The sequence below is a fragment of the Sphingopyxis sp. GW821-FHT02C12 genome (assembly GCF_059421785.1).
In genome coordinates, this window is the sequence record NZ_JBWKVQ010000001.1 from 2987238 (window position 1) to 3014060 (window position 26823).

Annotated in this window: 26 protein-coding genes; 18 read left to right on the forward strand and 8 right to left on the reverse strand. The window is 64.9% G+C overall.

Annotated elements, in window-relative coordinates; genetic code table 11:
- The first annotated feature begins 37 nt into the window (after window positions 1–37).
- Together AC07U1_RS14230 and topA are read left to right on the forward strand one after the other, a co-directional pair.
- Window positions 38–1030, forward strand: coding sequence for a hypothetical protein (locus AC07U1_RS14230; protein WP_495176056.1), 993 nt, complete (start codon window positions 38–40; stop codon window positions 1028–1030).
- Between the two features lie 113 nt (window positions 1031–1143).
- Window positions 1144–3699: a type I DNA topoisomerase gene (gene topA / locus AC07U1_RS14235; RefSeq protein WP_495176055.1), complete on the forward strand. Its 2556-nt coding sequence runs from the start codon at window positions 1144–1146 to the stop codon at window positions 3697–3699.
- A gap of 100 nt (window positions 3700–3799) precedes the next feature.
- Here the strand turns inward: topA and AC07U1_RS14240 are convergent, their stop codons facing one another.
- Complete coding sequence (locus AC07U1_RS14240; protein ID WP_495176054.1) at window positions 3800–4822, reverse strand: lipocalin-like domain-containing protein; 1023 nt, start codon at window positions 4820–4822, stop codon at window positions 3800–3802.
- A 230-nt stretch (window positions 4823–5052) separates the two neighbouring features.
- On the opposite strand from AC07U1_RS14240, the gene AC07U1_RS14245 reads away from it, so the two are divergent.
- A complete protein-coding gene (locus AC07U1_RS14245; RefSeq protein ID WP_495176053.1) occupies window positions 5053–6174 on the forward strand; it encodes a lipase family protein in 1122 nt (373 codons plus the stop codon).
- Window positions 6175–6178: 4 nt separating this feature from the next.
- Here the strand turns inward: AC07U1_RS14245 and AC07U1_RS14250 are convergent, their stop codons facing one another.
- The 5 genes from AC07U1_RS14250 to lepB all read right to left on the reverse strand — a co-directional run bounded on the left by AC07U1_RS14250 (window position 6179) and on the right by lepB (window position 9457).
- The gene (locus AC07U1_RS14250; RefSeq protein WP_056347726.1) at window positions 6179–6619 is read right to left on the reverse strand and encodes a hypothetical protein; all 441 of its coding nucleotides are present in this window, start codon (window positions 6617–6619) and stop codon (window positions 6179–6181) included.
- A 95-nt stretch (window positions 6620–6714) separates the two neighbouring features.
- Window positions 6715–7062: a hypothetical protein gene (locus AC07U1_RS14255; RefSeq protein ID WP_495176052.1), complete on the reverse strand. Its 348-nt coding sequence runs from the start codon at window positions 7060–7062 to the stop codon at window positions 6715–6717.
- A gap of 9 nt (window positions 7063–7071) precedes the next feature.
- On the reverse strand, window positions 7072–7965 hold the full coding sequence (gene era / locus AC07U1_RS14260; RefSeq protein WP_495176051.1) for a GTPase Era: 894 nt from the start codon (window positions 7963–7965) through the stop codon (window positions 7072–7074).
- A complete protein-coding gene (rnc, locus tag AC07U1_RS14265; protein WP_495176050.1) occupies window positions 7962–8642 on the reverse strand; it encodes a ribonuclease III in 681 nt (226 codons plus the stop codon). The genes era and rnc overlap by 4 nt, the downstream gene beginning before the upstream one ends.
- On the reverse strand, window positions 8639–9457 hold the full coding sequence (lepB, locus tag AC07U1_RS14270; protein WP_056348481.1) for a signal peptidase I: 819 nt from the start codon (window positions 9455–9457) through the stop codon (window positions 8639–8641). Before lepB ends, rnc begins: the two co-directional genes overlap by 4 nt.
- A 279-nt stretch (window positions 9458–9736) precedes the next feature.
- On the opposite strand from lepB, the gene pgi reads away from it, so the two are divergent.
- From pgi to AC07U1_RS14285, 3 genes are all read left to right on the forward strand, one after another.
- A complete protein-coding gene (gene pgi / locus AC07U1_RS14275; protein WP_187139832.1) occupies window positions 9737–11242 on the forward strand; it encodes a glucose-6-phosphate isomerase in 1506 nt (501 codons plus the stop codon).
- Between the two features lie 242 nt (window positions 11243–11484).
- Window positions 11485–12831: a glutathione-disulfide reductase gene (gene gor, locus AC07U1_RS14280; protein ID WP_492738470.1), complete on the forward strand. Its 1347-nt coding sequence runs from the start codon at window positions 11485–11487 to the stop codon at window positions 12829–12831.
- 108 nt (window positions 12832–12939) lie between these two features.
- Window positions 12940–13956 carry an NAD-dependent epimerase/dehydratase family protein gene (locus AC07U1_RS14285; protein WP_495176049.1) on the forward strand — a complete coding sequence of 339 codons (1017 nt, stop codon included), beginning with the start codon at window positions 12940–12942 and terminating at the stop codon, window positions 13954–13956.
- Window positions 13957–14072: 116 nt separating this feature from the next.
- Here the strand turns inward: AC07U1_RS14285 and AC07U1_RS14290 are convergent, their stop codons facing one another.
- The gene (locus AC07U1_RS14290) at window positions 14073–14858 is read right to left on the reverse strand and encodes an SDR family NAD(P)-dependent oxidoreductase (RefSeq protein WP_495176048.1); all 786 of its coding nucleotides are present in this window, start codon (window positions 14856–14858) and stop codon (window positions 14073–14075) included.
- A gap of 112 nt (window positions 14859–14970) precedes the next feature.
- Here AC07U1_RS14290 and AC07U1_RS14295 point away from each other — a divergent pair, with 112 nt between their 5' ends.
- Window positions 14971–15864, forward strand: coding sequence for a LysR family transcriptional regulator (locus AC07U1_RS14295; RefSeq protein ID WP_495176047.1), 894 nt, complete (start codon window positions 14971–14973; stop codon window positions 15862–15864).
- Here AC07U1_RS14295 and AC07U1_RS14300 read toward each other — a convergent pair.
- Complete coding sequence (locus AC07U1_RS14300) at window positions 15861–17270, reverse strand: helix-turn-helix domain-containing protein (protein WP_495176046.1); 1410 nt, start codon at window positions 17268–17270, stop codon at window positions 15861–15863. The two genes, AC07U1_RS14295 and AC07U1_RS14300, sit on opposite strands and share 4 nt — an antisense overlap.
- Window positions 17271–17378: 108 nt before the next feature.
- Between AC07U1_RS14300 and AC07U1_RS14305 the strand changes: the two genes are divergently transcribed.
- The 11 genes from AC07U1_RS14305 (at window position 17379) to AC07U1_RS14355 (ending at window position 26821) form a co-directional block, all read left to right on the forward strand.
- Window positions 17379–18911, forward strand: coding sequence for an acyl-CoA carboxylase subunit beta (locus tag AC07U1_RS14305; protein WP_056347708.1), 1533 nt, complete (start codon window positions 17379–17381; stop codon window positions 18909–18911).
- 318 nt (window positions 18912–19229) lie between these two features.
- Entirely contained in the window at window positions 19230–19709 is a 480-nt protein-coding gene (locus AC07U1_RS14310; protein ID WP_495197719.1) for a hypothetical protein, read from the forward strand.
- A complete protein-coding gene (locus tag AC07U1_RS14315; protein ID WP_495176044.1) occupies window positions 19706–20434 on the forward strand; it encodes a hypothetical protein in 729 nt (242 codons plus the stop codon). Before AC07U1_RS14310 ends, AC07U1_RS14315 begins: the two co-directional genes overlap by 4 nt.
- A gap of 9 nt (window positions 20435–20443) precedes the next feature.
- Window positions 20444–20704, forward strand: coding sequence for a hypothetical protein (locus AC07U1_RS14320; protein WP_495176043.1), 261 nt, complete (start codon window positions 20444–20446; stop codon window positions 20702–20704).
- Complete coding sequence (gene mce / locus AC07U1_RS14325; RefSeq protein WP_495176042.1) at window positions 20701–21141, forward strand: VOC family protein; 441 nt, start codon at window positions 20701–20703, stop codon at window positions 21139–21141. The genes AC07U1_RS14320 and mce overlap by 4 nt, the downstream gene beginning before the upstream one ends.
- Window positions 21142–21327: 186 nt before the next feature.
- Complete coding sequence (gene scpA, locus AC07U1_RS14330; protein ID WP_495176041.1) at window positions 21328–23475, forward strand: methylmalonyl-CoA mutase; 2148 nt, start codon at window positions 21328–21330, stop codon at window positions 23473–23475.
- A complete protein-coding gene (locus tag AC07U1_RS14335; RefSeq protein ID WP_495176040.1) occupies window positions 23472–24752 on the forward strand; it encodes an O-acetylhomoserine aminocarboxypropyltransferase in 1281 nt (426 codons plus the stop codon). The genes scpA and AC07U1_RS14335 overlap by 4 nt, the downstream gene beginning before the upstream one ends.
- A complete protein-coding gene (gene bioB / locus AC07U1_RS14340; protein WP_200938023.1) occupies window positions 24749–25747 on the forward strand; it encodes a biotin synthase BioB in 999 nt (332 codons plus the stop codon). The genes AC07U1_RS14335 and bioB overlap by 4 nt, the downstream gene beginning before the upstream one ends.
- Window positions 25747–25989, forward strand: coding sequence for a hypothetical protein (locus AC07U1_RS14345; RefSeq protein ID WP_495176039.1), 243 nt, complete (start codon window positions 25747–25749; stop codon window positions 25987–25989). Before bioB ends, AC07U1_RS14345 begins: the two co-directional genes overlap by 1 nt.
- Window positions 25986–26408, forward strand: a complete 423-nt coding sequence (locus AC07U1_RS14350; protein WP_495176038.1) for a hypothetical protein — start codon at window positions 25986–25988, stop codon at window positions 26406–26408. The genes AC07U1_RS14345 and AC07U1_RS14350 overlap by 4 nt, the downstream gene beginning before the upstream one ends.
- Entirely contained in the window at window positions 26405–26821 is a 417-nt protein-coding gene (locus AC07U1_RS14355; protein WP_492738441.1) for a lysozyme inhibitor LprI family protein, read from the forward strand. Before AC07U1_RS14350 ends, AC07U1_RS14355 begins: the two co-directional genes overlap by 4 nt.
- Window positions 26822–26823 lie beyond the last annotated feature (2 nt).

Genomic DNA, 26823 nt, shown 5'->3' on the forward strand with positions numbered 1-26823 from the left:
GGATGCATCCGGTCCGTGAGGGTCGGAGGACCAATCCATGAAAAAACTGCTGTCGGCCGTCGCCATCGTGGCGATGCTGCTCCAGCCTGTCGCCGTGATCGCGAAGGACAAGGAGCCGGTGAAGATCGCCGGCCCGGCCAATGCGAAGGGTGTCACCACCGTCACCGTCGGCGCCTTCAATGTCGGCTTCATCTTTGAATCGACCGACCAGACCGCGGCGTCGGGCGGGCTGATGGGGGCGTTCGGCGGCACGACCAAGGCGAAGAGCGAACTCGTCGGGGTAACCCCCGAAATGATGCAGGCGGTCACCGACGCCGCCTATGCCGACTTCGTGTCGCAGCTGACCGCCAGCGGCTATACGGTTCAGGCACCGACCGACATGTTCGGCCATGCCGCGCTCGCCAAGACCAAGTCGCAGGACATGCCGCTCGACATCAACATCGCGCTCGAAAAGGGCAGCAAGGGCAAGGCGACCTATTACAAGCCCTCCGCGCTGCCCTCGCTGCTGATGATCCCGGGTGATTTCGTCGGGTCGGGGATGAGCAGTATCGGGATGAACATGGCGGCGGGGCAGGCGGTTGGGGCGCTGAACGCCTACGCAAAACAGGCCGGAGTCGGCGTGATCGACGTCGTCTATCTGATCGACTTTTCGCAGCAGAAGCGCCCCGGCGCCTTCAGCTTCGGCGGGTTGGAGGTCAACAGCGCGCTGTCGGTCAGCGCCGACTATTCGCGCATCACGCTGATCGCGCCGAGCGGCAAGCAGTCGGTGATCACCGTCAAGGCGCCGGTCGCGGTCGAGGGCGAGTTCGTCGAAAAGAGCGACGCGTCGAGCGGCACCGACAAGGCGATGCAATCGGCCGGCAATGTCGTGGGCGGCCTCGCCGCGGTCGCGGGGTTCGGGGGCTTGCGCTTCGGCAAGACGCGCAAGTTCGCCTTCACCGCCAAGCCGGGGAATTACGAAGAAGGCGCGGCCAAGGCGGCGAGTCTGGCGAGCGCGATGCTGATCGGACGGCTCGCGCCGCTGCGCTGATTTTTACAACCACTTTGCTGGGGCGGGCGCGCCGAAACCCTCTTGACGACAGGACCGGACGCCCGCCACCCTCGCGCGTACATACGTGAGGCACAGCAGGACAACGCTTTTACATGCAATTGGTTATTGTGGAATCGCCCGCCAAGGCGAAGACGATCGAGAAATATCTCGGGCGCGATTTCAAGGTGCTGGCCAGCTATGGCCATGTTCGCGACCTGCCGCCCAAGGACGGGTCGGTTAATCCCGACGACGGGTTCGCGATGCAGTGGCAGCTGTATCCCGACAAGACGAAGCGGATGAAGGAAATCCAGGACGCGGCGAAGGGTGCCGAGCGCCTGATCCTCGCGACCGACCCTGACCGCGAGGGCGAGGCGATCAGCTGGCATGTGCAGGAACTGCTGCGTAGCAAGAAGGCGCTGCCGGCCAAGGTCGACCGCGTCACCTTCAACGCGATCACCAAGGACGCGGTGCTCACCGCGATGGCGGCGCCGCGCGCGCTCGACGACGATCTGATCGACGCCTACCGCGCCCGCCGCGCGCTCGATTATCTGGTCGGTTTCACCCTGTCGCCGGTGCTGTGGCGCAAGCTGCCCGGCGCCAAGTCCGCGGGGCGTGTCCAGTCGGTGTCGCTGCGGCTGATCGTCGAGCGCGAGCGCGAGATTGAAGCATTCGTTGCACTGCAATACTGGTCGATCACCGGCCTGTTCGAAATGTCGGGCACGCCGTTCAAGGCGCGCCTCGCACGCTGGCGCGGCGACAAGATCGAGCGGCTGACGATCACCAGCGAGGCCGATGCGCGCGCCGCCGAGGCCGATGTGAAGGCGGGGCATTTCACCGTCGAGAATGTCGAGACCAAGCCGCTGACGCGCAACCCGCCGCCGCCCTTCACGACGTCGACGCTGCAGCAGGAAGCCGCGCGCAAGCTCGGCTTCTCGGCGAGCCACACGATGCGCATCGCACAGGGCCTCTACGAGGACGGCGCGATCACCTATATGCGTACCGACGGCGTCCAGATGGACGGCAGCGCGATCAGCGCCGCGCGCAAGGCGATCGCGACGCGCTACGACGGCGGTTATGTCCCCGACCAGCCACGCCAGTATCAGACCAAGGCGAAGAATGCGCAGGAAGCGCATGAAGCAATCCGTCCGACCGATTTTTCGAAGGACAAGGCCGGCAGCGGCGACCATGGCCGACTCTACGAGTTGATCTGGAAACGCGCGATGGCGAGCCAGATGGCGTCGGCGCGGCTCGAACGCACCAGCATCGACCTCAGCGACGGCACCGGCAAGACGATGCTGCGCGCGACCGGGCAGGTCGTGAAATTCCCCGGTTTTCTCGCGCTCTATGACGAAAGCCGCGACGACGCGGGCGACGATGACGATGCGCGCCTGCTGCCCGCCATGGCGAAGGGCGACGCGCCGGCCAAGACCGGGGTCGAGGTCGAAAGCCACGAAACCCAGCCGCCGCCGCGCTATTCGGAAGCGAGCCTGGTCAAGAAGATGGAGGAACTCGGCATCGGGCGCCCGTCGACCTATGCGTCGATCCTCCAGGTGCTCAAGGACCGCGCCTATGTGACGGTCGAGAAGAACCGCTTCATGCCCGAAGAGAGCGGGCGGCTGCTCACCGCCTTTCTCGAACGTTATTTCACCCGTTATGTCGAATATGACTATACCGCCGGGCTCGAGGAAGAACTCGACGATGTGTCGGGCGGCCGCGCGCAGTGGCAGGCGGTGCTCGATGCCTTCTGGCGCGACTTCAAGCCGCGCACCGGCGAGGTGATGGAACTCAAGCCGTCGGAGATCACCGCGGCGCTCGACGAATTCCTCGGCCCCTATCTTTTCCCCGACAAGGGCGACGGCAGCGATCCGCGGCTGTGCCCTAATTGCGGCACCGGCAAGCTGGCGCTGCGCGGCGGCAAGTTCGGGCCGTTCATCGCGTGCAGCAACTATCCCGACTGCAAGTTCACGCGCAAATTCGCGCAGCCGGGCGGTAGCGACGGCGCCGATACGGGGCCCGAGACGATGGGTAATGATCCCGAATCCGGGCTGGAAGTGACCAAGCGCAGCGGACGCTTTGGTCCCTATATCCAGCTCGGCGACGGCAAGGAGGCGAAGCGTTCGTCGATCCCCAAGGACATCCCGGGCGAGGATTTCGACCTCGACTATGCGCTGCGGCTCTTGAGCCTGCCGCGCGAGGTCGGCGTCCATCCGGAAAGCGGCAAGGTCATCATGGCCGGGCTGGGGCGCTACGGCCCGTACCTGCTCCATGACGGCAAATATGCGAAGCTGACCGGCACTGCCGAAATCTTCGACATCGGCATGAACGCTGCGGTCGTCCGCATCGCCGAAGCGGCGGCGGGCGGCGGGCGCGGGCGCACCAAGGCCGAACCGCTCAATACCTTTGGCCCGCACCCGACGAGCGGCGGCGAGATGAAGCTGATGGAAGGACGCTTCGGTCCCTATGTCACCGACGGCACGACCAACGCGACCTTGCCGAAGTCGATGGAACCCGCCGCGCTGACGCTCGAGGAAGCGATCGCGCTGATCGACGCGCGCGCCGCGAAGGGGCCCGCGAAGGGCAAGAAGAAGGCGGCGCCCAAGAAGGCGGCGGCGAAGAAGCCGGCGGCGAAGAAAAAGGCGCCCGCAAAGAAGGCCGCGGCGACAGAATAAGCCTCGTCATTGCAAGCGAAGCGAAGCAATCCAGAGCGGCCTTACACCGCTCTGGATTGCCGCGTCGCTACGCTCCTCGCAATGACCGGTTGGTGGACCCCTAAGGCCGCTGCTCGTTCCACGCCGTGCCGGTCACCGGTGCGCCCGCGAACGTGCCCGCCGCGGTCGCCACGCCTTCATAAACATTGGCGTTGAAGGCGTCGAAGACCTGATCGGGGATCGACGATGTGATCGTGATCGTCGCGTCGAAATCGGGGATCTGCACGAGGAATTCGAGAAAGAAGACTTGTCCGTTCGGCGCGGTCCACGTCGCCTCGCCGGGAGTCGTGATGCAATCCTCGAGGAAATAGGTCGTGCCGTCGGGAAACTGGATCGTCGCGTTCGACTGGTGCGGCTGGCCGCCCTGCGGCGGGGTCTCGGCGCTGACCGTCATATAGCTCGAGATATGGATGCCATTGTCGAGCTGCATGTCTTGCAGATACCACAGGATGGGGTTCGCTGAAGAACCGAACAGGCCATATTCATGGTCCATCCACGTCTGGCCGGTGACCGCGAACACCGTATCGCCGATCGCCACCGACCCGCTGACCTGGAGCCGCGTGAACGAGTAATAATAATTGTTGGTCTTCACCCCGCCGGGGTTCGCCGGGGTCGGATTGCACCCTGTGCCCCACACGATGAGCGGCGGACCCTGCTGCGCCATCACCAGGTCGAAGAGGATCGTCGATCCCGTCCCCTCGTCCTGGAACTGCGCCTTGACCGTCATGTTCGACGGGTCGGCTTGCGGCGCGGTCATCCACGCCCAGTCATGATCGATCCCCGGATTGCCGAGTTTGACGTACCAGTCCTTGCTCGGGTCGGTTTCGGCCCATTCGCCGGGGGTGTGGGTCGCGGTGCTCTGATAATGGATCTGGTTCGCGACGTCGGACAGCATGATTTCGGTAAAGGCGAGCGGCGCGAAGCTCGCGGCGTTGATTTCGAAGCCGAAGACGCGCTCGCCGGCGACGAGCGTGCCGGTGTGCCACCACCATTCGGTCGGCGCTTCGGCGTGGCAATATTGGTCCTGCGGCAGCTTGATCGCGACTTCGGACGGTGGAACGGGAACGGGACTATTGGGCGACATGATCGATACTCCCCCTGTTGTGCCGCAAGATGCGGATGGTGATGATTATCATGCAGCATGTCTGGCGCGGACTTTTATTTGATGGCATCGCGAAAATATCGTCACCAATATTGTTATATTACCGCCGCATGACGTTGTTGCGCGAGAAAGTCGCAGATATTATTCGCTCCTCCGTGCGGTTCCCGCCCGCCGGAAGTCATGATAGGATGCGCCCAACCGGGAGGTGTCCGATGCGTCGTTTATGGGTTTTACTGTTGCTCCTCGCGGCCTCGTTCGCCGTCCCCGCAGCCGCGCAGCAGGCGGGCAGCCTGATCGCTGCCGAGCCGGTCGTCGACACGCCGCCGGGGGTGCAGGCGTGGCGCGTGCAATATTGGACCTCCAACCAGAAGGGTGAACGGCTGCGCGTCACCGGACTCGTCGCCGCGCCGCGCGAGGCGGTGCCGCCGCGGCCGCGCCGCGTCATCGCCTGGACCCACGGCGCCTGGGGCGTGGCCGAGAAATGCGCGCCGTCGCTAAGCAGCAATTTCTTTGCCGTGACGGCTGGAATCGATGCGGTGCGGCAGGGCTATGTCGTTGTCGCGCCCGATTATATCGGCCTCGCGAGCCCGACGATGCATCCGTTCCTCGTCGGCCCCGATACCGCGAATTCGGTGCTCGACGCGGTGCGCGCGGCGCGGGCGATCCCCGGCGCGGCGGCGGGCAACAGCTTTGCCGTGTGGGGCGAATCGCAGGGTGCGCACGCCGCGCTGTGGACCGCGATCACGGCGCGCTCCTACGCCCCCGACCTGAACCTCGTCGCCACCGCCGCGGCCGCGCCGCCGACCGATCTCGCAGCCAATTTGCGCGACGGCAGCGACAAGAATGCGCGCGCCTTGCTGCTGTCCTTCACGCTGCACAGCTGGTCGACGCTTTATGGCTATTCGATGGACGGCGTCGCCAACCGTACGAACCAGGGCATCATCCATCGGCTGGCGGAAAACAACTGCATCAGCCTGGAAAAGAAGCCGAAGCTCGGCACGATCCTGGGCGTGCTGACCATCGTGCGCGCGACGAAGAACAAGGATGTCGCCAAAATCGAGCCGTGGGGAAGCTTCGCCCGCGCCAACAGCGTCGACGCCGCGCGCGTTCCCGGCCCGCTGCTCATCGCGCAAAGCAGCAAGGACACGATCATCGCGCCCGCGGTGACGCGCAAATTCGCCAAGTCCGTCTGCCGGCGCGGCACGGCGCTGCGTTGGATCGACATGACCGGAGGCCATGTCGACGCGGCGCGCGACAGCGCCCAAGAAACGATCGGCTGGATCGGTGAACGGTTCGATGGGCAACCGCCGCCGAATGATTGTCGGCGGATTTAGCGCGTCAGCTGAAAATCCCGGGGTCGACGGGTGGCTTGCCGGACAGCCATGCGACGGCGTCGGCGCGGAACAGCACGGCTGCCGACGCGACCGAAAGCGCGGTCGAAAGCAGCGAGCCTGCGAGCGACAATGTCCCCAACCCGTCGGGATTGAACAGCCCGGCAATTGTCTGCAGCGCACCGATCGCGGTCAGCACGACGTAAATCCATTTCGCGACGTTGCTGCCGCGCCGCGCAATGGCGTACCAGAGCGCGAAAACGATCGCCAAGCTGATCACGAGGATGACAAAGACCACGCCGAACGACCCGCTTGATCGGCCGACGCCGGCCTCGCGGTCGAACGCCGTCGCCATCTCGTTCCAGGTGATGAAGGTGGTTACGATGCTGACCAAGGTCGACGACCAGAAGAGGCGTTCAAACAGGATGATCGACGGCGGTCGTTGCAAGATTTTTCCCCTTGATCGAAGCGGCTGCAGATCGATTAGCGACAAATATTGATCCGCGCCATTTAATCTCGGGCGATGCTCGGATCAGCATCTTATCAGTTGGCGCAGGCCACCAGTGCGGCGTGAAAAGTCCGGCCGAGGGAGTTGTCGCGCTGAATGATCCTGATTGCCGATCCAGTGCTGCAATTTGTTCGGCTAGGCAGCAGCACGACGGCTTCTGACCCATTAGCCAGCCGCACGACAGTACGGGTCTGCAATTGCCTCGTCCCGATTTGCTCGATACGAACGACCGTACCGCGAACAACCGTTTCTACGCCAGTTGCCGAAATATAGCCCCAGGCCAGGATCAGTGTCAGCGTGATCGCTACGACGCCCAAGGCTATTCCATTGAGGAATATTGATCGAGGACGGGTGCCGGGTGTGTTCAACGGGTCGCTGGGCATGGCCCCGCCTCAATCCACCCAATCAAGCCCCATGTCGCGATAGACGCTGCGGTCCTCGTCCCAGTTTGCCTTCACCTTCACATGCAGGAACAGATGCACCTTGCGTCCGAGCAATTCGGCGAGCTCGGCGCGCGCCTTGCTGCCGATTTCCTTGATCCGCTCACCCTTGTGGCCGAGGATGATCGCGCGCTGATTGTCGCGTGCGACCAGAATCTGCTGGTGGATTTCGGCGCTGCCGTCCTTGCGCGTCGTGAATTTCTCGGTCTCGACGGTCGACTGGTAGGGCAGTTCCTCGTGGAGCTGGCGATAGAGCTGCTCGCGGGTGATTTCGGCGGCGAGCATCCGTTCGGGGGCATCGCTGACCTCGTCCTCGGGGAAATGCCAGGGTCCCTCGGGCATCAGGGCCGCCAGCGTCGTCTTGAGTTCGGGAACCCCGTCGCCGGTGCTCGCCGAGATGAAGAAGGTTTCGTCGAAGGCGACCCGTTCGTTGAGCTGGGTCGCGATCGTCAGCAGCTTGTCCTTCTTGGTCAGGTCGACCTTGTTGAGGACCAGGAATTTCTTCTCGGGGCGCCCCTCGATCCCCTGCAACACGCGTTCGGCGCGCTCGCCGAGCTTTGCCGCGGCATCGATCATCACCAGGATCGCCTCGGCCTGGTCGAGGCTGTTCCACGCCGCGGCGACCATCGCGCGGTCGAGCCGGCGGGTCGGGGCAAAAATGCCGGGGGTGTCGATCAGCACGATCTGCGTCTCGCCGTCCATGGCGACGCCCATCAGGCGGGTGCGTGTCGTCTGCGCCTTGGGGCTGACGATCGCGACCTTCTGGCCGACGAGCGCGTTGACGATGGTCGATTTGCCCGCATTCGGCGCCCCGACGACCGCGACGAAACCGCAACGATGGGTCATTCTTTCAATCCTTCCAGGATCGCGAGCATCGCGATCGCCGCGGCCTTTTCAGCCGCCTGTTTCGATGCGCCTTCGCCTTCGGCCTCGGCGAGCTTGCCGACGACCACTCCGACGCGAAAGCGCGGTGCGTGGTCGGGGCCTTCGCGGCGGATCAGGCGATATTCGGGGGGCTTGCGGCCCTTGGCGGCGGCCCATTCCTGCAGCGCCGCCTTGGGGTGTTTGGGCGCCGACACCTGGCCGTCGATCATCTCACCCCAATATTTGACGATGAAGGCGCGCGCGGGCTCGTCGCCATGGTCGAGCCACAGCGCGCCGATCAGCGCCTCGAGCACGTCGGCGGCGATATTGTCGCTGTACCGCCCGCCGTCGCCGATCGCCTGGGTGCCGAAGCGGACATGCGCGTTAAGGTCGAGCCCCTGCGCGATCCGCGCGCAGGTTTCGCCCGAGGCGAGCACATGGAGGCGCGACGACAGCTCGCCCTCGGTCGCCTTGGGAAAGCGGCGAAAGAGTTCGGACGCGATGACGAGGCCGAGCACGCGGTCGCCTAGATATTCGAGCCGCTGATAATCGGCAGCGCCGCTGCTGCCGTGGGTCAGCGCCTCATGATAGAGGCCGAGGTCGCGCGGTTCAGCGCCGGTGATGGCTGCGATCGTGTCGGCGGAGGCGCCGCCGCTCAAAAGCCTTCCCCGATGCGCTCCCAGCGCGCCGCGGTGAACCAGCTGATCGGGTTGATCCAGCTTGCCGAACCATCGGTCGAGAACATGCCGACCAGCGCGTGGCCGACCAGATTTTCCTCAGGGACCAGGCCGATGCCGCCGCCTTCCTGGGCGGGGAAGCGGCTGTCGGCGCTGCGATCGCGGTTGTCGCCCATCAGGAACAAATGCCCCTCGGGCACCGTGACCAGCGTCGTATTGTCCTGCGCGATGCTCATGATGTCGAGCACGGCATAGCTTTTGCCGTTCGGCAGCGTTTCCTTGAACTGCGGATAGCGGCACTGGCGCTGGCCGTCGGCGGCGATTTCCTCGAACTGCATCGCGAAGCAGGGCAGGGTGCCTTCGTTGCGCGCGGCGTCGATCATGTTCGCGGTCACCGGGATCACGAAATCGGCCATCTTTTCGCGCGGCAGCGGCTTGCCGTTGAGCCAGACGATGCCGTCGCGGACCTGCACCGTGTCGCCGGGCAGGCCGATCACGCGCTTGATATAATCATTGTCGTTGACCGGCGGCGCCTTGAACACGACGACGTCGCCGCGCTCGGGGGTCTTGGCGAAGATGCGCCCGGGGATCAGCGGCACGCTGAACGGCAGGCTGTATTTCGAATAGCCATAGGCCATCTTGTTGACGAGCAGATAGTCCCCGATCAGCAGCCGCGGCTGCATCGATTCCGACGGAATATTGAACGGCGACAGGAAAAAGCTGCGGAAAATCAGCACCGCGATCGCCAACCAGGCGAGGAAGCGCACCGTGTCGATCGCCTCTTCCTTCGCGCTCATCGGAGCGGGGGCGGGCGTCGGGTTCGCGGGGCCGGCGGGGGGCGGCGTATTGGCGGTCAGGCTGGCGTCGGTCATGGCGCGGCATTTGGCGATGAATAGGTCTTCGCGCAAGCAAATATCGGCGGATGGCACTGGCGTGCGCGGCAGCGCGGACCTATGGATTGAGCCATTATTCATCCCGTTCGCATCGAACGAAGTAGAGATGCCCGTCGGCCTGGCGCCGTGCTTCGGGGTGTCTCGACTTCGCTCGACACGAACGGAGAGAGGGAAGTTCGATATATGACCCGATCCGATCAAGCCTGGCAGGCGCTCGCCGACTGGCAGCCGCAGCGGCTGACCGACCTCGTCGCCGCCGACCCCGCGGCGCGACTGGGCAAGCTGGTCCGCAATGTCGCCGACATCCGCTTCGACTTCGCCAAGACCCATCTCGACGACGCCGCGATCGCCATATTGTCGGACCTCGCGGCCGCGCAGGATTTCGGCGGACGCCGCAAGACCTTGTTCGCGGGCGGCGTCGCCAACCCGAGCGAGGACCGCGCCGCCGAACATAGCGCCGAACGCGGCGACGGCGCGCCCGAATCCGTCCACCGCGCACAGGCGCTGCACCAGCGGATGCGGATGCTGATCGACGCGATCGAGGCCGGTGCGTTCGGCGAAATCCGCCATTTGCTGCACATCGGCATCGGCGGGTCGGCGCTCGGCCCCGACCTGCTCGTCGATGCCCTGGGGCGCGGCGGGGCGCGCTATGACGTCGCGGTCGTCTCGAACGTCGATGGCGCCGCGCTCGACGAGGCCTTCGCGAAGTTCGATCCGGCCTGCACATTGATCGCGGTCGCGTCGAAGACTTTCACCACGACCGAAACCCTGCTCAACGCCGCCTCGGCGCTGCAATGGCTGGAGGAGGCCGGGGTGCCCGATCCGTTCGGGCGCGTCATCGCGCTCACCGCGATGCCCGAACGCGCGATGGAGTGGGGTGTCGACGAGACGCGCATCCTGCCCTTCGCGGAATCGGTCGGCGGACGCTATTCGCTCTGGTCGTCGATCGGTTTTCCGGCCGCGCTGGCGCTCGGCTGGGACGCCTTCGCCGACATGCTCGAGGGCGCAGCCGAGATGGACCGCCATTTTCGCCTGTGCGACGGCGCCGACAATGTCGGCCTGCTCGCCGCCTTTGCGGATCAGATCTACGCCAACCGCCTCGCCTGCCAGACGCGCGCGGTCTTCGCCTATGACGAACGGCTGCGCCTGCTGCCCTCCTATCTCCAGCAGCTCGAAATGGAATCGAACGGCAAGGGCGTGATGCTGGACGGCAAGCCGCTCGACCGCGCGAGCGCGTTGATCACCTGGGGCGGGGTCGGCACCGATGCGCAGCATGCGGTGTTCCAGCTTCTGCATCAGGGCACCCACCTGATCCCCGTCGAATTCGTCGTCGCGCGCGAGCCCGATCATCTGCTCGACGAGGCGCATCACGAAACGCTCGTCGCCAACTGCATCGCGCAGGGCGCGGCGCTGATGACCGGGCGCGCGAGCAGCGACGGCGCGCGCAACTACCCCGGCGACCGGCCGTCGACGACGATCCTCCTCGACCAGGTCACCCCGCGCAGCCTCGGCGCGCTGATCGCCTTTTACGAGCATCGCGTCTTTGCCAATGCGGTGCTGCTCGGCATCAATCCCTTCGACCAGTTCGGGGTCGAACTGGGTAAGGAAATGGCCAAGGGCCTGTCCGAAGGCACCGTCGAGTTCGATGCCGCGACACAGGCGCTGATGGCGGCGGCGCTGGGCGAATAAATAGGGACAGTCCCTATTTAATTCGGAGCATTTCGAGGAGGTGGAAGCGCCGGGGCCATTAAATAGGGACTGTCCCTATTTAATGTCGGCCTTGCGCGTGGTCGATAGCTGGAGATTGCTTCGCTTCGCTCGCAATGACGAGTTTGGACAGTCTGAGCGTAAAATTCGATTGGCAAGCTGCCGCCGCGTAACCACATAGGCGCTCGCTGCGAAGTGCAGCCACCATCCTTCAGGGGCCGTCCATGAGCAATTTCGACTATGATCTCTTCGTCATCGGCGCCGGGTCGGGCGGGGTGCGCGCCTCGCGCATCGCCGCGTCGCACGGTGCGCGCGTCGCGGTGGCCGAGGATTATCGCGTCGGCGGCACCTGCGTCATCCGCGGCTGCGTGCCCAAGAAACTGCTCGTCTATGGCGCCCATTTCGCCGAGGACCTGAAGGATGCGCGCCATTTCGGCTGGGACGTCCCCGACTGCAAATTCGACTGGGACCGGCTGCGCGACAATGTCCAGGCGGAGGTCACACGGCTCGAAGGCCTCTATGGCCAGACGCTCGAAAACCATAAGGTCACCGTCTTCAAGACGCGCGCGACGATCGCGGGGCCGCAGAAGGTGCGGCTCGCCGACGGCACCGAACTGACCGCCGAACGCATCCTCGTCGCGACCGGCGGCTGGCCGCATGTTCCCGAGTTTCCGGGCAGTGAGCATGCGATCACCTCGAACGAGGTGTTCCACTTGGATAACTTGCCCAAGCGCGTGGTGATCGCGGGCGGCGGCTATATCGCCAACGAATTCGCCGGCATCTTCAACGAATTCGGCAGCAAGGTGACGATCGTCAATCGCGGCGACACGATCCTGCGCGGTTACGACGAGCAGATCCGCGACCGGCTGCTGCAGATTTCGATGACCAAGGGCATCGACTTCAAGTTCAACGCGCCCTTCGAGAAGATCGTCAAGAATGACGACGGTACGTTGACCGTGCATCTGGGCGGCTGCGAGCCGATCGTCGCCGATGCGGTGCTCGTCGCGGCGGGGCGTGTGCCGAACACCAAGGGGGTCGGGCTGGAGGAGGTCGGCGTCGACCTCGACGACCATGGCGCGATCAAGGTCGACGAAAGCAATCAGTCCTCGGTGCCGAGCATCTATGCCGTCGGCGACGTTACCAATCGCATCCAACTGACGCCCGTCGCGATCCGCGAGGGGCAGGCCTTTGCCGACAGCGTGTTCGGCGGCAAGCCGACCGTGGTCGATTATCAGAATGTCCCGAGCGCGGTGTTCAGCCACCCGCCGATCGGCGCGGTCGGCATGACCGAAGCCGAGGCACGCAACAAGCTGGGCAGCATACGCGTTTATACCAGCGATTTCCGCGCGATGAAGAATGTCCTCGCCGGCCGTAACGAGCGCGCGCTGTACAAGATGGTGGTCAATGCCGCGACCGACCAGGTCGTCGGGCTGCACATGATCGGCCCCGACGCGCCCGAGATTTTGCAGGCGGCGGCGATCGCGGTGAAGGCGGGACTGACCAAGGCCGATTTCGACAACACCGTTGCGCTGCACCCGAGCATGGCCGAGGAACTGGTGCTGCTGAAATAATGCTGTGATCCCCGGCGAAAGCCGGGGCCCGGAAGTCGCAATGGACCCCGGCTTTCGCCGGGGAACGGCTGGTGCTATCCTCTTTGCGACAAGCGAGGGGAGGGGCGCATGGCGGGCACGGCATTGGTCACCGGGGGCAGCGGTTATATCGCGGGCTTCCTGATACGACAGCTGATCGAAAACGGCTGGCACGTCCACACGACAGTGCGCAGCTTGAAACGCGAGGCCGAGGTCCGCGGCTGGCTCGATGTCGACAAAAGCAAGCTGAGCTTCTTCGCCGCCGACCTCGAACATGATGCGGGCTGGGCCGAGGCGGTGGCGGGCTGCACACATGTCGCACATGTCGCGTCGCCCTTTCCGCTCGATGTTCCTAAACAGGCCGATGATCTGGTGATCCCGGCGCGCGAGGGGGCGCTCAGAGCGCTGCGTTTCGCGCGCGCTGCCGGGGTGACACGCTTCGTCCTGACCTCGTCGATGGCGGCGGTCGCCTATGGGCATGGCAAGGGTCGCGACCTCTATAACGAGGCCGACTGGAGCAATCTCGATAACCCCGAGGTCATGCCCTATCCGCGCTCCAAGACCGTCGCCGAGCGCGCAGCGCGCGACTGGGTCGCGGCCGAGGGCGGCGATATGGAATTCGCCTCGGTCAACCCGGCGGCGGTGTTTGGGCCGCTGCTTAGCGACGACCTGTCGACCTCGATCGAGGTCGTGAAGCAGTTGCTCGAAGGCAAGGTGCCGATGTGCCCCGACGTCGGCTTCGGTATCATCGACGTGCGCGACGTCGCCGACATGCATTATCGCGCGCTGACGGCCGAGGGGATCCGGGACGAACGCTTCGTCTGCTCGGGCCCCTTCCTGAAATTCATCGATGTTGCGTATATCCTGACCGCCAATCTTGGCGAAGAGGCACGCAAGGTGCCGACGCGCAAAATGCCGAACTGGCTGCTCAAGGCGCTCGCGATCGTCCGGCCCGAACTCAAGCAGGTCGTCGCCGAACTCGGCAATGTCCGCGGCGGCGACAGCCGCCATGCGATGGAGCGCCTCGGCTGGACGATGCGCCCGCCCGAGGAAGCGATCCTCGCGACGGCGCATGATTTGATCGGGCGCGGGATTGTGAAGGTCTGAAAATCCCCCTCCCATTTATTGGGAGGGGTTAGGGGAGGGCCTGTTTCCTTCCAAAGGTAGGCGTCTTTGGACACGCCCTCCCCCAACCCCTCCCGCAAGCGGGAGGGGTGTTTCCATCAAGCAATCGTCGGCACGATCCCGCCTTCGGCGCGGATCGCGGCGCCGTTGGTCGCGGCCGCGAGCGGGCTTGCGAGGAAGGCCGTCATCGCGCCGATCTCGTCGGCGTCGATCAGGCGGCGGATCAGCGACAGCGGGCGCAGTTCCTCGAAAAAGGCCGTTTCGCGTTCGGCTTCGGATGCGTCGGGGTTCGACACCACCGACTGGATGAAATCGACGATCCCTTCGGACCGCGTCGGCCCCGGCAGCACCGAATTGACCGTCACGCCGCTACCCCTGGTCTGCTCGGCCAGCCCGCGCGCGATGGTCAGCTGCGCGGTCTTGGTCATGCCGTAATGGATCATCTCGGCGGGCGGCAGCAGTCCGCTTTCGCTCGCGATGAAGATCACCCGGCCCCAGTTCTTCTCGAGCATCTTGGGGAAATAATGGCGCGACAGCCGCGCGCCGCTGACGACATTGACCTCGAAAATATGGTGCCAGTCGGCATCGCTGATCTCGGCGAAGGGCTTGGCTTCATAGATGCCGAGGTTGTTGACCAGGATATCGACCGCGGGAACCGCGGCGATCAAGTCTGCGGCGCCCTCGGCGGTCGCGGGATCGGCCAGCACGGCGCGGATTGTGCCCGCCGCCGCGAGTTCGGCCGCAGCCTCGTCGAGTTTCGCCTGGTTGCGGCCGGTGATGACGACCTCGACGCCCGCTTCGGCGAGGCGCTTGGCGATCGCGAAGCCGATACCGGCGGTCGAGCCGGTGACGAGGGCGGTCTTGCCGTTGAGTTTCAGGTCCATGATGCGTCTCCTTGGATGAAAGGGCTTTGATGAAACGAAGATAGCGCAGCAGCCCATTGTTGATTAGAATGTCGCTTATCATTTCAGAAGTGATTCAAAATCAGGAATGGTGATGGACAATAGGTTCGGCGATATCGAGACGTTTCTGGCGGTGGCGAGCGGCGGCAGCTTTGCCGCGGCTGCAAAGGCGCTGCGGCTCACACCCTCGGCGGTCAGCCGCAGCATCGCGCGATTGGAGCAAAGGCTCGGCACGATACTCTTCCGCCGCACGACGCGCTCGCTGGCGCTGACCGCCGAAGGCAGTGCCTATCGCGACCGGATGAGCGTGCTGCTCGCCGAGATCGAAACGGTTGAGAGTGACCTCGGTCGCGAGAAACAGGGGCCACGCGGATTGCTGCGCGTCAACGCATCGCCGTCGATCGGGGTGCCGTTGCTGCCGATCCTGCCGCGCTTCACCGCGCGCTATCCCGAGATTATCCTCGACCTCGCGCTCTCCGACACAATCGTCGATCTGGTCGAGGAACGCGCCGACATCGCGATCCGCATCGGCCCGCTGCGCGACACCAGCCTGCGCGCCAAGAAGCTCGGGCACAGCCGCATGGTCCTCGTCGCCAGCCCCGCCTATCTCGCGCGGCGCGGGACGCCGCGGACCCCCGACGATCTCGACGGACACGACTGCCTGCGCTTCAGCTTCCGCCGCTCGATCGACAGCTGGCCCTTCCGCATCGGCGGCCGCATCGTCCACCGCCCGGTGCCCGGAAGCTTCTTCGGCAATTCGGGCGACCTCGTGCGCCAGATGGCGGTCGCTGGCGGCGGCATTGCGCGCCACGGCCATTTTCATGTCGCCGCCGATCTGGCGGCGGGGCGGCTGGTCGAATTGCTGCCCGATTATCACCCCGGCGACGGCGAGGATATCCACGCGCTCTACGCGCCCGAGGACCGAGCCGCGACGCGCATCCGCGCCTTTCTCGATTTCCTCGACGAAGAGCTGGTGATCGACGGCTAGCCGATCCGGTACGGCACCACGTCGCGCCGGTCGGGATCGACCAAAATGGGTCGGTCGCTCGGCGGAAAGGCGCGCTGGTCGCAATCGTCGCGCGGGCAGATGCGGCACGACGATCCGATGCGCGTTGCCGCCTGCGGCGCGGCGACATCGACCCCGTCGGCATAGACGAACTCGCCCGCATATTGCGCCTCGCATCCCAGCGCGACGGCGTAACGGCGCGGGGATCGTGCATAGCTGCCCGAGGGTTTGACCAGCCCCTTCGCCATGGACACATAGCGCAGCCCGTCGGGGGTCTCGGCGAGCTGGAACAATATGCGGTCGGGGATCGCCGCTGCCTCATGCACGACCCACAGCGGGCAGGCGCCGCCGAAGCGCGCGAATTGCAGGCGTGTCGCGCTGTGCCGCTTGGTGATATTGCCCGCCATGTCGACGCGGCAGAAGAACATCGGGATGCCGCGCGCGCCGGGGCGCTGGAGGGTCGAGAGGCGGTGGCACGCCTGTTCGAAGCTGACGCCATAATCCATGCGCAGCCGGTCGATGTCGTGGCGCACCGCGCGGGCGCTGGCGCGGAATGGCGCATAGGGCATCAGCACCGCGCCCGCAGCGTAATTGGCCAGCCCGACGTGGAGCAACTGCCGCGCTGCCGCGGTGCGCAGCGGCGACGCCTCGACCACCGCCGCGATCTCGTTCGCGAGCGCCAGCGCGGCGAGCTGGTGCGCCAACTGAAACCGCCGGCTTTCGGCGGGCTGCGACGGGTCGATCACCAGATGGCGCATCGTCGCGTCATAATCGCGCAGCGCCTGCGTCTGGTTGTACACGATCGAAATGCCGAGCGCGTCGCGTAGCCGCCGCTCGATCGTCTCGACCGCGGGAGAGGGCGATTTGCCGCGCAATTGCGCCGCCAGCACCTCGGCGGCGCGGTCGATGCTGTCGACATAATTGCCCGCGTCGTGAAACCAGTCGCGCACCTCTTCCCACGGCAGGCGGCTGCCCTCGGCGGTGCCGCCGGTCAGCGCCTCGTCGATGATCTGCAAGCGCTGGCCCGCGCGGCGATAGGCGGCGTGGAGCGCGACGAATTGGTCGGCGAGCTGCGGCTGTTGCAGCGCCGCGCGTTCGAGCTGTTCGGGGGGCAGGGGCGAGGCGGCGAAGAGCGGATCGGCGGCGGCTTCGCGCAGCGCGCCCTGGCGGCGGTCGCCGGTGTCGGTTGCAACCTCTTCCCATTCGAGCGGAAACAGGCGTTGCAACCGGTCGAGCAGCGCGGGGGTCAGCGGGCGGTCGTCATGCTCGATCTGGCTGAGGTAGGAGGCCGAGATGCCGAGCTGCGCAGCGAAGTCGGCCTGGCGGATCGCGCGGGTTTCCCGAAGTTGGCGAAGTTGTCGCCCAGCGTAGAGGCGGGTTGGGGTCATATGACGCAGGCTACTTTGCAAACTGTCACTTTGCAACTTTGCAAATTCGCATTTGCATCGCGGGCCGGGTGGGCGCAGACGGCATGTTCGATTTATCCGGAGAGACGCATGTCCGCCAATATCGCCGAAATGGAACGCCGCCGCGCCGCCGCCGCTTTGGGCGGCGGGCAAAAGCGCATCGATGCGCAGCACAGCAAGGGCAAGCTGACCGCGCGCGAGCGGCTCGACGTGCTGCTCGACCATGGCTCGTTCGAAGAGCTCGACACCTATGTCGAACATAATTGCACCGATTTCGGCATGGAAAATCAAAAGATTCCGGGCGACGGCGTCGTCACCGGCAGCGGCACGATCAACGGCCGCCTCGTCTATGTGTTCAGTCAGGACTTCACGGTCTTCGGCGGCGCGCTGTCCGAGCGCCACGCCGAAAAGATCATGAAGGTGATGGACAATGCAATGAAGGTCGGCGCACCGGTCATCGGCCTGAACGACAGCGGCGGCGCGCGCATCCAGGAGGGCGTCGCCTCATTGGGCGGCTATGCCGAGGTATTCCAGCGCAACGTGCTGGCGTCGGGCGTGGTGCCGCAGATCAGCCTGATCATGGGCCCCTGCGCCGGCGGCGCTGTTTACAGCCCGGCGATGACCGACTTCATCTTCATGGTGAAGGACTCGTCGTATATGTTCGTCACCGGTCCCGATGTTGTCAAAACGGTGACCAACGAGGTGGTGACGCAGGAAGAACTGGGCGGCGCGATCACCCACACGACCAAGAGCTCGGTCGCCGATATCGCGTTCGAGAACGATATCGAGGCGCTGCTCGCGACGCGCGACTTCTTCGATTATCTGCCCGAAAACAACCGCAGCGGGGTGCCCGAACGTCCGACCGACGACCCGTGGGACCGCGCCGAGCCGAGCCTCGACACGCTGATCCCGCCCAATGCGAACCAGCCATACGACATGCACGAGCTGATCCGCAAAACGGTCGACGAGGGCGATTTCTTCGAGGTGCAGCCGGCGCATGCGGGCAACATCCTCTGCGGCTTCGGGCGCATCGAGGGGCGCACGATCGGCATCGTCGCGAACCAGCCGATGGTGCTGGCGGGCGTGCTCGACATCAATTCGTCGAAGAAGGCGGCGCGTTTCGTCCGCTTCTGCGACGCGTTCGAAATCCCGATCATCACCTTCGTCGACGTGCCCGGCTTCCTGCCCGGCACCGCGCAGGAATATAATGGCATCATCAAGCATGGCGCGAAGCTGCTCTTCGCCTACGCCGAGGCGACGGTGCCCAAGATCACGGTCATCACGCGCAAGGCCTATGGCGGCGCCTATGACGTGATGGCGTCAAAGCATCTGCGCGGCGATCTGAATTATGCCTGGCCGACCGCCGAGATCGCGGTGATGGGCGCGAAGGGCGCGGTCGAGATCATCTTCCGCAGCGACATCGGCGACCCCGAGAAGATCGCACAGCGGACGAAGGAATATGAGGACCGCTTCGCCAACCCGTTCGTCGCGGCGTCACGCGGTTACATCGACGAGGTCATCCACCCGCACAACACGCGCAAGCGGATCGCGCTGGGGCTAAGGAAGCTGCGGAACAAGCAGTTGGAGAATCCGTGGAAGAAGCATGACAATATTCCGCTGTGACTATGGATTGGCTCGCTGCGATTGCGCTTCTGGTCTTTGCAATCTTCTGGTTCTGGCAGGGCGCCAGAGCTTTTAGGACGCGCCAAGCATGGAACCGACGGGACATGCGATGGGAGAATGTCCCGCATGGATCGCGCAGCTATTGGGTCGATGTTGTATTTTGCGCCTTGATGGGTTCGCTCGTTTCCGTCGGCGCCGTTGTGGCAGTAATGAGGATTTGATTTGAAACTTGGCCGCCCCAACCAATTCCTCCCCGGAACGGGGAGGGGGACCGTTCGCGAAGCGAATGGTGGAGGGGGCTGGCGTCCTGACGCGGCGTTGCGCAAGGACGCGAACCCACTCCGTCAGCGCTTCGCGCTGCCACCTCCCCGCAAGCGGGGAGGAATTGACTTTCTTGTCGCCGCTATCGCATGCCTCGTCGCGCCCAACGCAATCGCCCAGGATACCGCGGACCAATGGGAGCGCGGCAGCGACCCGGTCACCGTCACCAGCGGGCTGCATCACATCGCCAGCGACACCTATATCACCTGCTCGCCGCAGGGCGGTTTTGTCCGCGTGTCGGTCGCGGCGACGCGCGACCACCCCGTGACGCTGTCCTCGGGCGCGGTCGAGGCGCGCGTTTTCGAAGGCGCGCTGACCGATGGTCGCATCCATGGCTTCACCAACGCCGACGATCCGCTTTACGCGGCGGTGATCGCCAATCGCGAGTTGACCATCGACGGCAAGAGCTTGGGTTTTTCCGACAAGGATTTCCGCTATTTCTCGTTGCTGATGCGGTCTTGCAAGGTGCCTTCATGACGTTGAAATTCGCTCTCCCCATGCTGGCGCTCGCGCTGGTCGCTCCGGCCACCGGACAGGCGGCGGACACGGCTTTCCCGATCCAGCTCGCCGACGAGGCGACCCCCGATCTTGCCGAAGCCTTTGTCGAGGCGTTCGAGACTCCGATGGCCTCGTCGAGCGACCTCGACGCGGTGCGGGTGATCGACGAGCGGAGCTATCATTTCCGCCCCGTGGCGATGCACAAGATCGGCGACCATTTGTGGGCGCTGCTCAGCACCGGCAGTCTGGAGGATGCGGGGCATAGCGACGGCGGCATCAACGCGGTCCATTATCTGCGCGATGCCGAGGGCGGCTGGCAGCGGGTCGGCGAATGGCTGAACCTTGGTGCGGTCGGCACCGTCGGCAATGCCGCGACCGGCTGGGCGTTCAGCGATGCAATCGGCAAATACCCCTATCTGGTCACCTCGGGCGGCGGCGTGTGGCAGGGCTGCGCGATCAGCACCGCGACGCTGACCGAACTGGCGCCGGGTGGCCCGGTCGACCGGGTGGGTTTTACCGACGCGATGAGTTCGGGCGCGGGGACCGGGCAGGTGGGCGGCGAATATGACGGCAGGATCGTCGCCGCCGAACCCGACAAGAGCTTTACCGTCGGTTACACCGGCACGCGGTCGTTCACGCAGCGCTATGTGCTGAAGGACGGAAAATATGCGCTGGTCGGCACCGACCAGGTTCCGGGTTGCTGAGGCGGCGTGATGGAATGGCTCTGGGCCGCCATCTCGGTCTGCTGGACCATCGGTGCATGGGTCGTCGCGCGCGCGGTGTGGGCGATGGCGCAGAGTTGGAGCGCGAGCGGCATGGTCGATAGCGGATTGGTCGGCGGCCTGTCGCGCGACGCCAACCCCGTCGGCTTTGCGCTGGCACGCGGCGCCGCGTTGCTGGTCGCGGGACTGGCGTTGCTTTTCGTCGCGATCGGGATCGCGATCACCTTGGGATGGATATCGAGGGCTTTATGAAACTGGGACGTTTGAACCATATCGGCGTTGCGACGCCGTCGATCGCCGATAGCATCGTCTTTTACCGCGACGTGATGGGCGCGACGAAGATCCACGCGCCGTTCGACCTGCCCGAACAGGGAGTGAAGGTGTGTTTCGTCGATACCCCCGGCGCCGATGGCGCGCTGAACGGCACGCAGATCGAGCTGGTCGAGCCGTTGCCGGGCAACACCTCGATCGCGGGCTTTCTCGAGAAGAACCCGGCGGGCGGGCAGCATCATATGTGCTACGAAGTCCCCGACATTCATGCCGCCAAGGCCGCGTTCGAGGCGCTGGGCAAGCGCGTGCTCGGCGAGCCCCGCATCGGGGCGCATGGAACGCTGATTTTTTTCCTGCACCCCAAGGATATGGGCGGGGTGCTGACCGAGATCATGGAGACGCCGAAGGAGGCGCATTGAGCCTACTTACCCCCTCTCCCGTCGGGAGAGGGTTGCGAAGACTTGGCGCCAAAGGCGCCTAGTCGAAGCTGGGTGAGGGGATAGACCTATCGAGAGGGCGGTGACCCTCACCAACTCCGCCTAGGCCTATGGCCAAGGCTTCGTATCCTCTCCCGCTGGGAGAGGAGATATGGAACGAGACTGCATATGACCGACAAACCCACCCTCGACCAATGGGCCGCCGCCGCGACCAAGGAAGTCAAAGGCAAAGACCTCACCTGGCACACCGCCGAGGGGATCGACGTCAAGCCGCTCTATACGGCCGAGGACGTCACCACCGACCCCGGCCTGCCCGGCTTCGCGCCCTTCACGCGCGGCGTGCGCGCGTCGATGTATGCCGGACGGCCGTGGACGATCCGGCAATATGCGGGCTTTTCGACCGCCGAGGAATCGAACGCCTTCTATCGCCGCAACCTCGCGGCGGGGCAGAAGGGGCTGTCGGTCGCCTTCGACCTCGCCACCCACCGCGGTTATGACAGCGACCATCCGCGCGTCACCGGCGACGTCGGCAAGGCGGGGGTCGCGATCGACAGCGTCGAGGATATGAAGATCCTGTTCGACGGCATTCCGCTCGACCAGATGTCGGTTTCGATGACGATGAACGGTGCGGTGATCCCGATCCTCGCCTTCTTCATCGTCGCGGGCGAGGAGCAGGGGGTCGACCGCAAATTGCTCGACGGCACGATCCAGAACGACATCCTCAAGGAGTTCATGGTCCGCAACACCTATATCTACCCGCCTGAGCCCTCGATGCGGATCATCAGCGACATCTTCGGCTACACGTCGCGCGAGATGCCCAAGTTCAACAGCATCTCGATCTCGGGCTATCATATGCAGGAAGCCGGCGCGACGCAGGTGCAGGAACTGGCCTTCACCATCGCCGACGGCATGGAATATGTGAAATATGGCGTCGCCTCTGGGCTCGACATCGACAAGTTCGCCGGGCGGCTAAGCTTCTTTTTCGCGATCGGCATGAATTTCTTCATGGAAATCGCCAAGCTGCGCGCGGCGCGCGTGTTGTGGCACCGCGCGATGACCACCTTGGGCGCGCAGGACGAGCGGTCGAAGATGCTGCGCACGCATTGCCAGACGTCGGGCGTCTCGCTCACCGAACAGGATCCCTATAACAACGTCATGCGCACGACGATCGAGGCGATGGCGGCGATGCTCGGCGGCACGCAGAGCCTGCACACCAACGCGCTCGACGAGGCGATCGCGCTGCCGACCGATTTCTCGGCGCGTATCGCGCGCAACACCCAGATCGTCATCCAGGAAGAGACCGGGATGACCAAGGTCGTCGACCCGCTCGGCGGCAGTTATTATGTCGAGGCGCTGACCCAGCAACTCGTCGATGCGGCGCAGGAAATCATCGACCGCGTCCAGTCCGAAGGCGGCATGGCGAAGGCGGTCGCGGCGGGCTGGCCCAAGGCGATGATCGAGACCGCGGCGGCGTCGCGGCAGGCGCGGGTCGATCGCGGCGACGACGTCATCGTCGGGGTGAACAAATATCGTCTGAAGGACGAGGACCTGCTCGAAACGCTCGAGGTCGATAACGCCAAGGTGCGCGAGGGCCAGATCGCGCGGATCAACAAGACCAAGGCGAACCGCGACGAAGCGGTGTGCCAGGCGGCGCTGAAAGCCTTGCGCGACGGCGCGGCGGGGCAGTCGAGCATCGAGAACAATCTCCTCGCGCTCGCGGTCGAGGCGGCGCGCGCCCGCGCGACGCTCGGCGAAATCTCGTCGGCGATGGAGGAAAGCTTCGAGCGTTACGGCACCCAGCCGACCCCGGTGAAGGGCGTCTATGCCGCGCCCTATGAGGGCGACGCGCGCTGGCAGCAGGTGCTCGACGGCGTCGCGGCGGTCGAACGCCGCATGGGACGCAAACCCAAGCTGCTCGTCGCCAAGATGGGGCAGGACGGCCACGACCGCGGCGCGAACATCATCGCCTCGGCCTTCGGCGACATGGGCTTCGACGTCGTGTCGGGGCCGCTGTTCCAGACCCCCGAAGAAACCGTCGTGCTGGCGCTCGACAGCGGCGTCGACGTCGTCGGCGCGTCGAGCCTCGCCGCCGGGCACAAGACGCTGATCCCCGAACTGATCGGCAAGCTGCGCGAAGCCGGCCGCACCGACATCAAGGTGATCGCGGGCGGCGTCATCCCGCCGCAGGATTACGACTATCTGCGCGACGCCGGGGTGCAGGGGATTTATGGCCCCGGATCGAACGTCGTCGAATGCGCGGCCGACGTGCTGCGCCTGCTCGGCCACAATATGCCGCCGCTGGAGGATGCCGCATGACCGGACAGAAGCCCGAAACGCTGTCGGTCCATGCGGGGACCGCTCCCGATCCGACGACCAAGGCGCGGATTACCCCGATCTATCAGACCGCATCCTATGTCTTCGACGACGTCGATCATGCGGCGCGCCTGTTCAACCTGCAGGAATTCGGGAATATCTACACCCGGATCATGAACCCGACGAACGGCGCGCTGGAAGGCAAGATCGCCGCGCTCGAAGGCGGGCAGGCGGCGTTGGCGGTGGCGTCGGGCCATGCCGCGCAATTCCTGGCGTTTCACACGCTGATGGAGCCGGGCTGCGAGATCGTCGCGGCCAAGAAACTCTATGGCGGGTCGCTCAACCAGCTCGGCCAGAGCTTTCGCAAGATGGCCTGGTACACGCAGTTCGTCGATGCCGACGATGCGGGCAATGTCGCCGCGGCGATCAATGACAAGACACGCGCGGTGTTCATCGAAAGCCTCGCCAATCCGGGCGGCGTCGTGCAGGACATTGAGGCGATCGCGAAGGTCGCGCATGATGCCGGGGTGCCGCTGATCGTCGACAACACGATGGCGACGCCGATCCTGTGCCGCCCGATCGAGCATGGCGCCGACATCGTCGTCCATTCGACCACCAAATTCCTCAACGGCCATGGCAATGCCATCGGCGGGGTGATCGTCGACGCGGGCAGCTTCGACTGGGCGAAGGGCGGCAAATATCCGACGCTGAGCGAACCCAATGCGTCGTATCACGGGCTGAAGTTCACCGAGGCGTTCGGCAATCTCGCCTTCATCCTCGCCGCGCGCACGCTGGGCCTGCGCGACCTGGGGCCCGCGCTCGCGCCGATGAACGCCTTCCTCGCGCTGACCGGCATGGAGACGCTGGCGTTGCGGATGGACCGGCATTGCAGCAATGCGATCGCGCTCGCCAAATGGCTGCAGGCGCATCCGGCGGTGAGCTGGGTGTCCTATGCGGGGCTGCGCGAGAGCCCGTATCACGAACTGGCGCACAAATATCTCGGCGGCCGCGCCGGATCGGTTTTCACCTTCGGGCTCAAGGGCGGATATGATGCCGGGATCCGGCTGGTGTCGTCGGTCAAGCTGTTCAGCCACCTCGCCAATCTTGGCGATACGCGCTCGCTGATCATCCACCCGGCATCGACCACGCACAGCCAATTGGACGCCGACGAACTGGCACAGGCGGGGGCCGGCCCCGACGTCGTGCGCGTGTCGGTGGGCATCGAGCATATCGACGACATCATCGCCGACCTGGCGCAGGCATTGGAGACTATCGCGTGACTGAGAGCCGTACCGACTGGACCCGCGAGGAAATCGCCGAGCTGTTCGACCTGCCGTTCGACGAGCTGATGTGGGAGGCGCAGGGCGTCCACCGCCGCCATCATGCGCGTGGGCAGGTGCAGCTGTGCACCCTGCTCAGCATCAAGACCGGCGGCTGCGTCGAGGATTGCGGCTATTGCTCGCAGTCAAAGCATGCCGACAGCGGGCTGAAGGCGACCAAGCTGATGGACGTGCGCGCGGTGCTGCAGGCGGCGGCGCAGGCGAAGGATGCCGGGTCGCAGCGCTTCTGCATGGGCGCCGCCTGGCGCAACCCCAAGGACCGCGACATGCCCGCGATCGTCGAGATGATCGAGGGCGTGCGCCAGATGGGCATGGAAACCTGCATGACGCTCGGCATGCTCAACAAGGAGCAGGCGCAGACGCTCGCGGTCGCGGGGCTCGACTATTATAACCATAATGTCGACACGAGCCCGGAGAATTACGAGAATATCATCTCGACGCGCACCTTCCAGGACCGGCTCGACACGCTCGAAGAGGTCCGCAATGCGGGCATCAACGTCTGTTCGGGCGGGATCGTCGGCATGGGCGAAACGCGCGCCGACCGCGTCGGCTTCATCCACGCGCTCGCGACCTTGCCGCGCCACCCCGAAAGCGTGCCGGTCAACGCGCTGGTGCCGGTGAAGGGCACGGTGCTCGGCGACATGCTCGCCGACACCCCGCTGGCGCAGATCGACGAGATCGAGTTCGTCCGCACCGTCGCGGTCGCGCGCATCACCATGCCGCTGAGCATGGTCCGCCTGTCGGCGGGGCGCGAGAGCATGACGGAAGCGACGCAGGCTTTGTGCTTCATGGCGGGCGCGAACAGCATCTTCACCGGCGACAAATTGCTGACCACGGCGAACGCGGGAGACAGCAAGGACGCGGCGCTGTTCGCGAAGCTGGGGATCGTGCCGATGGTGAGCGAAGAGCCGATGCGGATGGAAGCGGCGGAATAGTGACCAGCAAGCCGCTCCTTGCTGTTTTGACCTCGGTGCTGTTGCTGCCCGCGTCTTGCGCGTGCGGCTATAGCGCGAACCGGATGCAGGGGGTGCGGATGGGGTCCGAAGGCGGCGCGGCGTCGCCCTTGTGGGCCGAGAATTTGCTGTGGATCGGCGCGCTGGCGCTGATCCTGGTGTGGGCACGGCAGGTGTCGAAAATCTATCGGACCGAGCCGGCGGCGGAGGAGACGGGCGAATGATCCGGGCTACCGTCTGCAGCGCAGCGCTCCTGTTGCTTTCCGCCGAACCGGCGCTCGCATGCTGGCAACAAACGCCGGCGGGCGAGGCGCTGGAACGGAAGCGCGAGCAGGACTGGCTGCGCAAGAACAGCGACAAGGTGGTGACCGGCACCTGGCATCTTCTCGCAGAAGATGCGGACGACGCCAGCGGCTATCGCAAGACCGGCTATATCGAAACGCGGCGCGGCAAGCGGGTCGAGCGCTATCGCACCTCCTTCGCGGCCGAGATCAACTGCGGCTTTCCGAATTATTATGTGAAGGATGGCGATACGGGCCGCTTCTATCTGGAGCATGACGAGGCCGATCCCGATGACGCCGCCGACGGCTTCATCGACGCCTACGACTATGTGCATTTCGTGCGGACGGGAGAGGGCGAATGATGCTGATGTCGTTGATGCTGCTCTTGGCTGCTGCCGCTCAACCGGCCTCCACTGAAGCCCGTCCATGCTCCGGACTCGAATCCAACCTCGATTATACGTCATGTTGGCAAGAGCGAGCCGACGGTGCGCGAGCGGAGGTCGATGCCGCTTACGCCCACGCACGACGGGTCGCAGACACGTCCGACTTGCAAGAAAGTTACGGCGGCGATGCGAGGGATTGGCTTTCCAGCCCGTTGCAGGAATCGCAGACGGACTGGATCAAATATCTCGACCAACAATGTTTGTTCGAAGGCAGGATAGCCCGCGGCGGAACGGGGACGCGGGCACTGATTGCCCAATGCAAGGATCGCTTGAGTCGGGCTCGAACCGAAGAGCTAGAAAGCGTCGCAAGACTTATGGAAGGCAATAGCTAGAG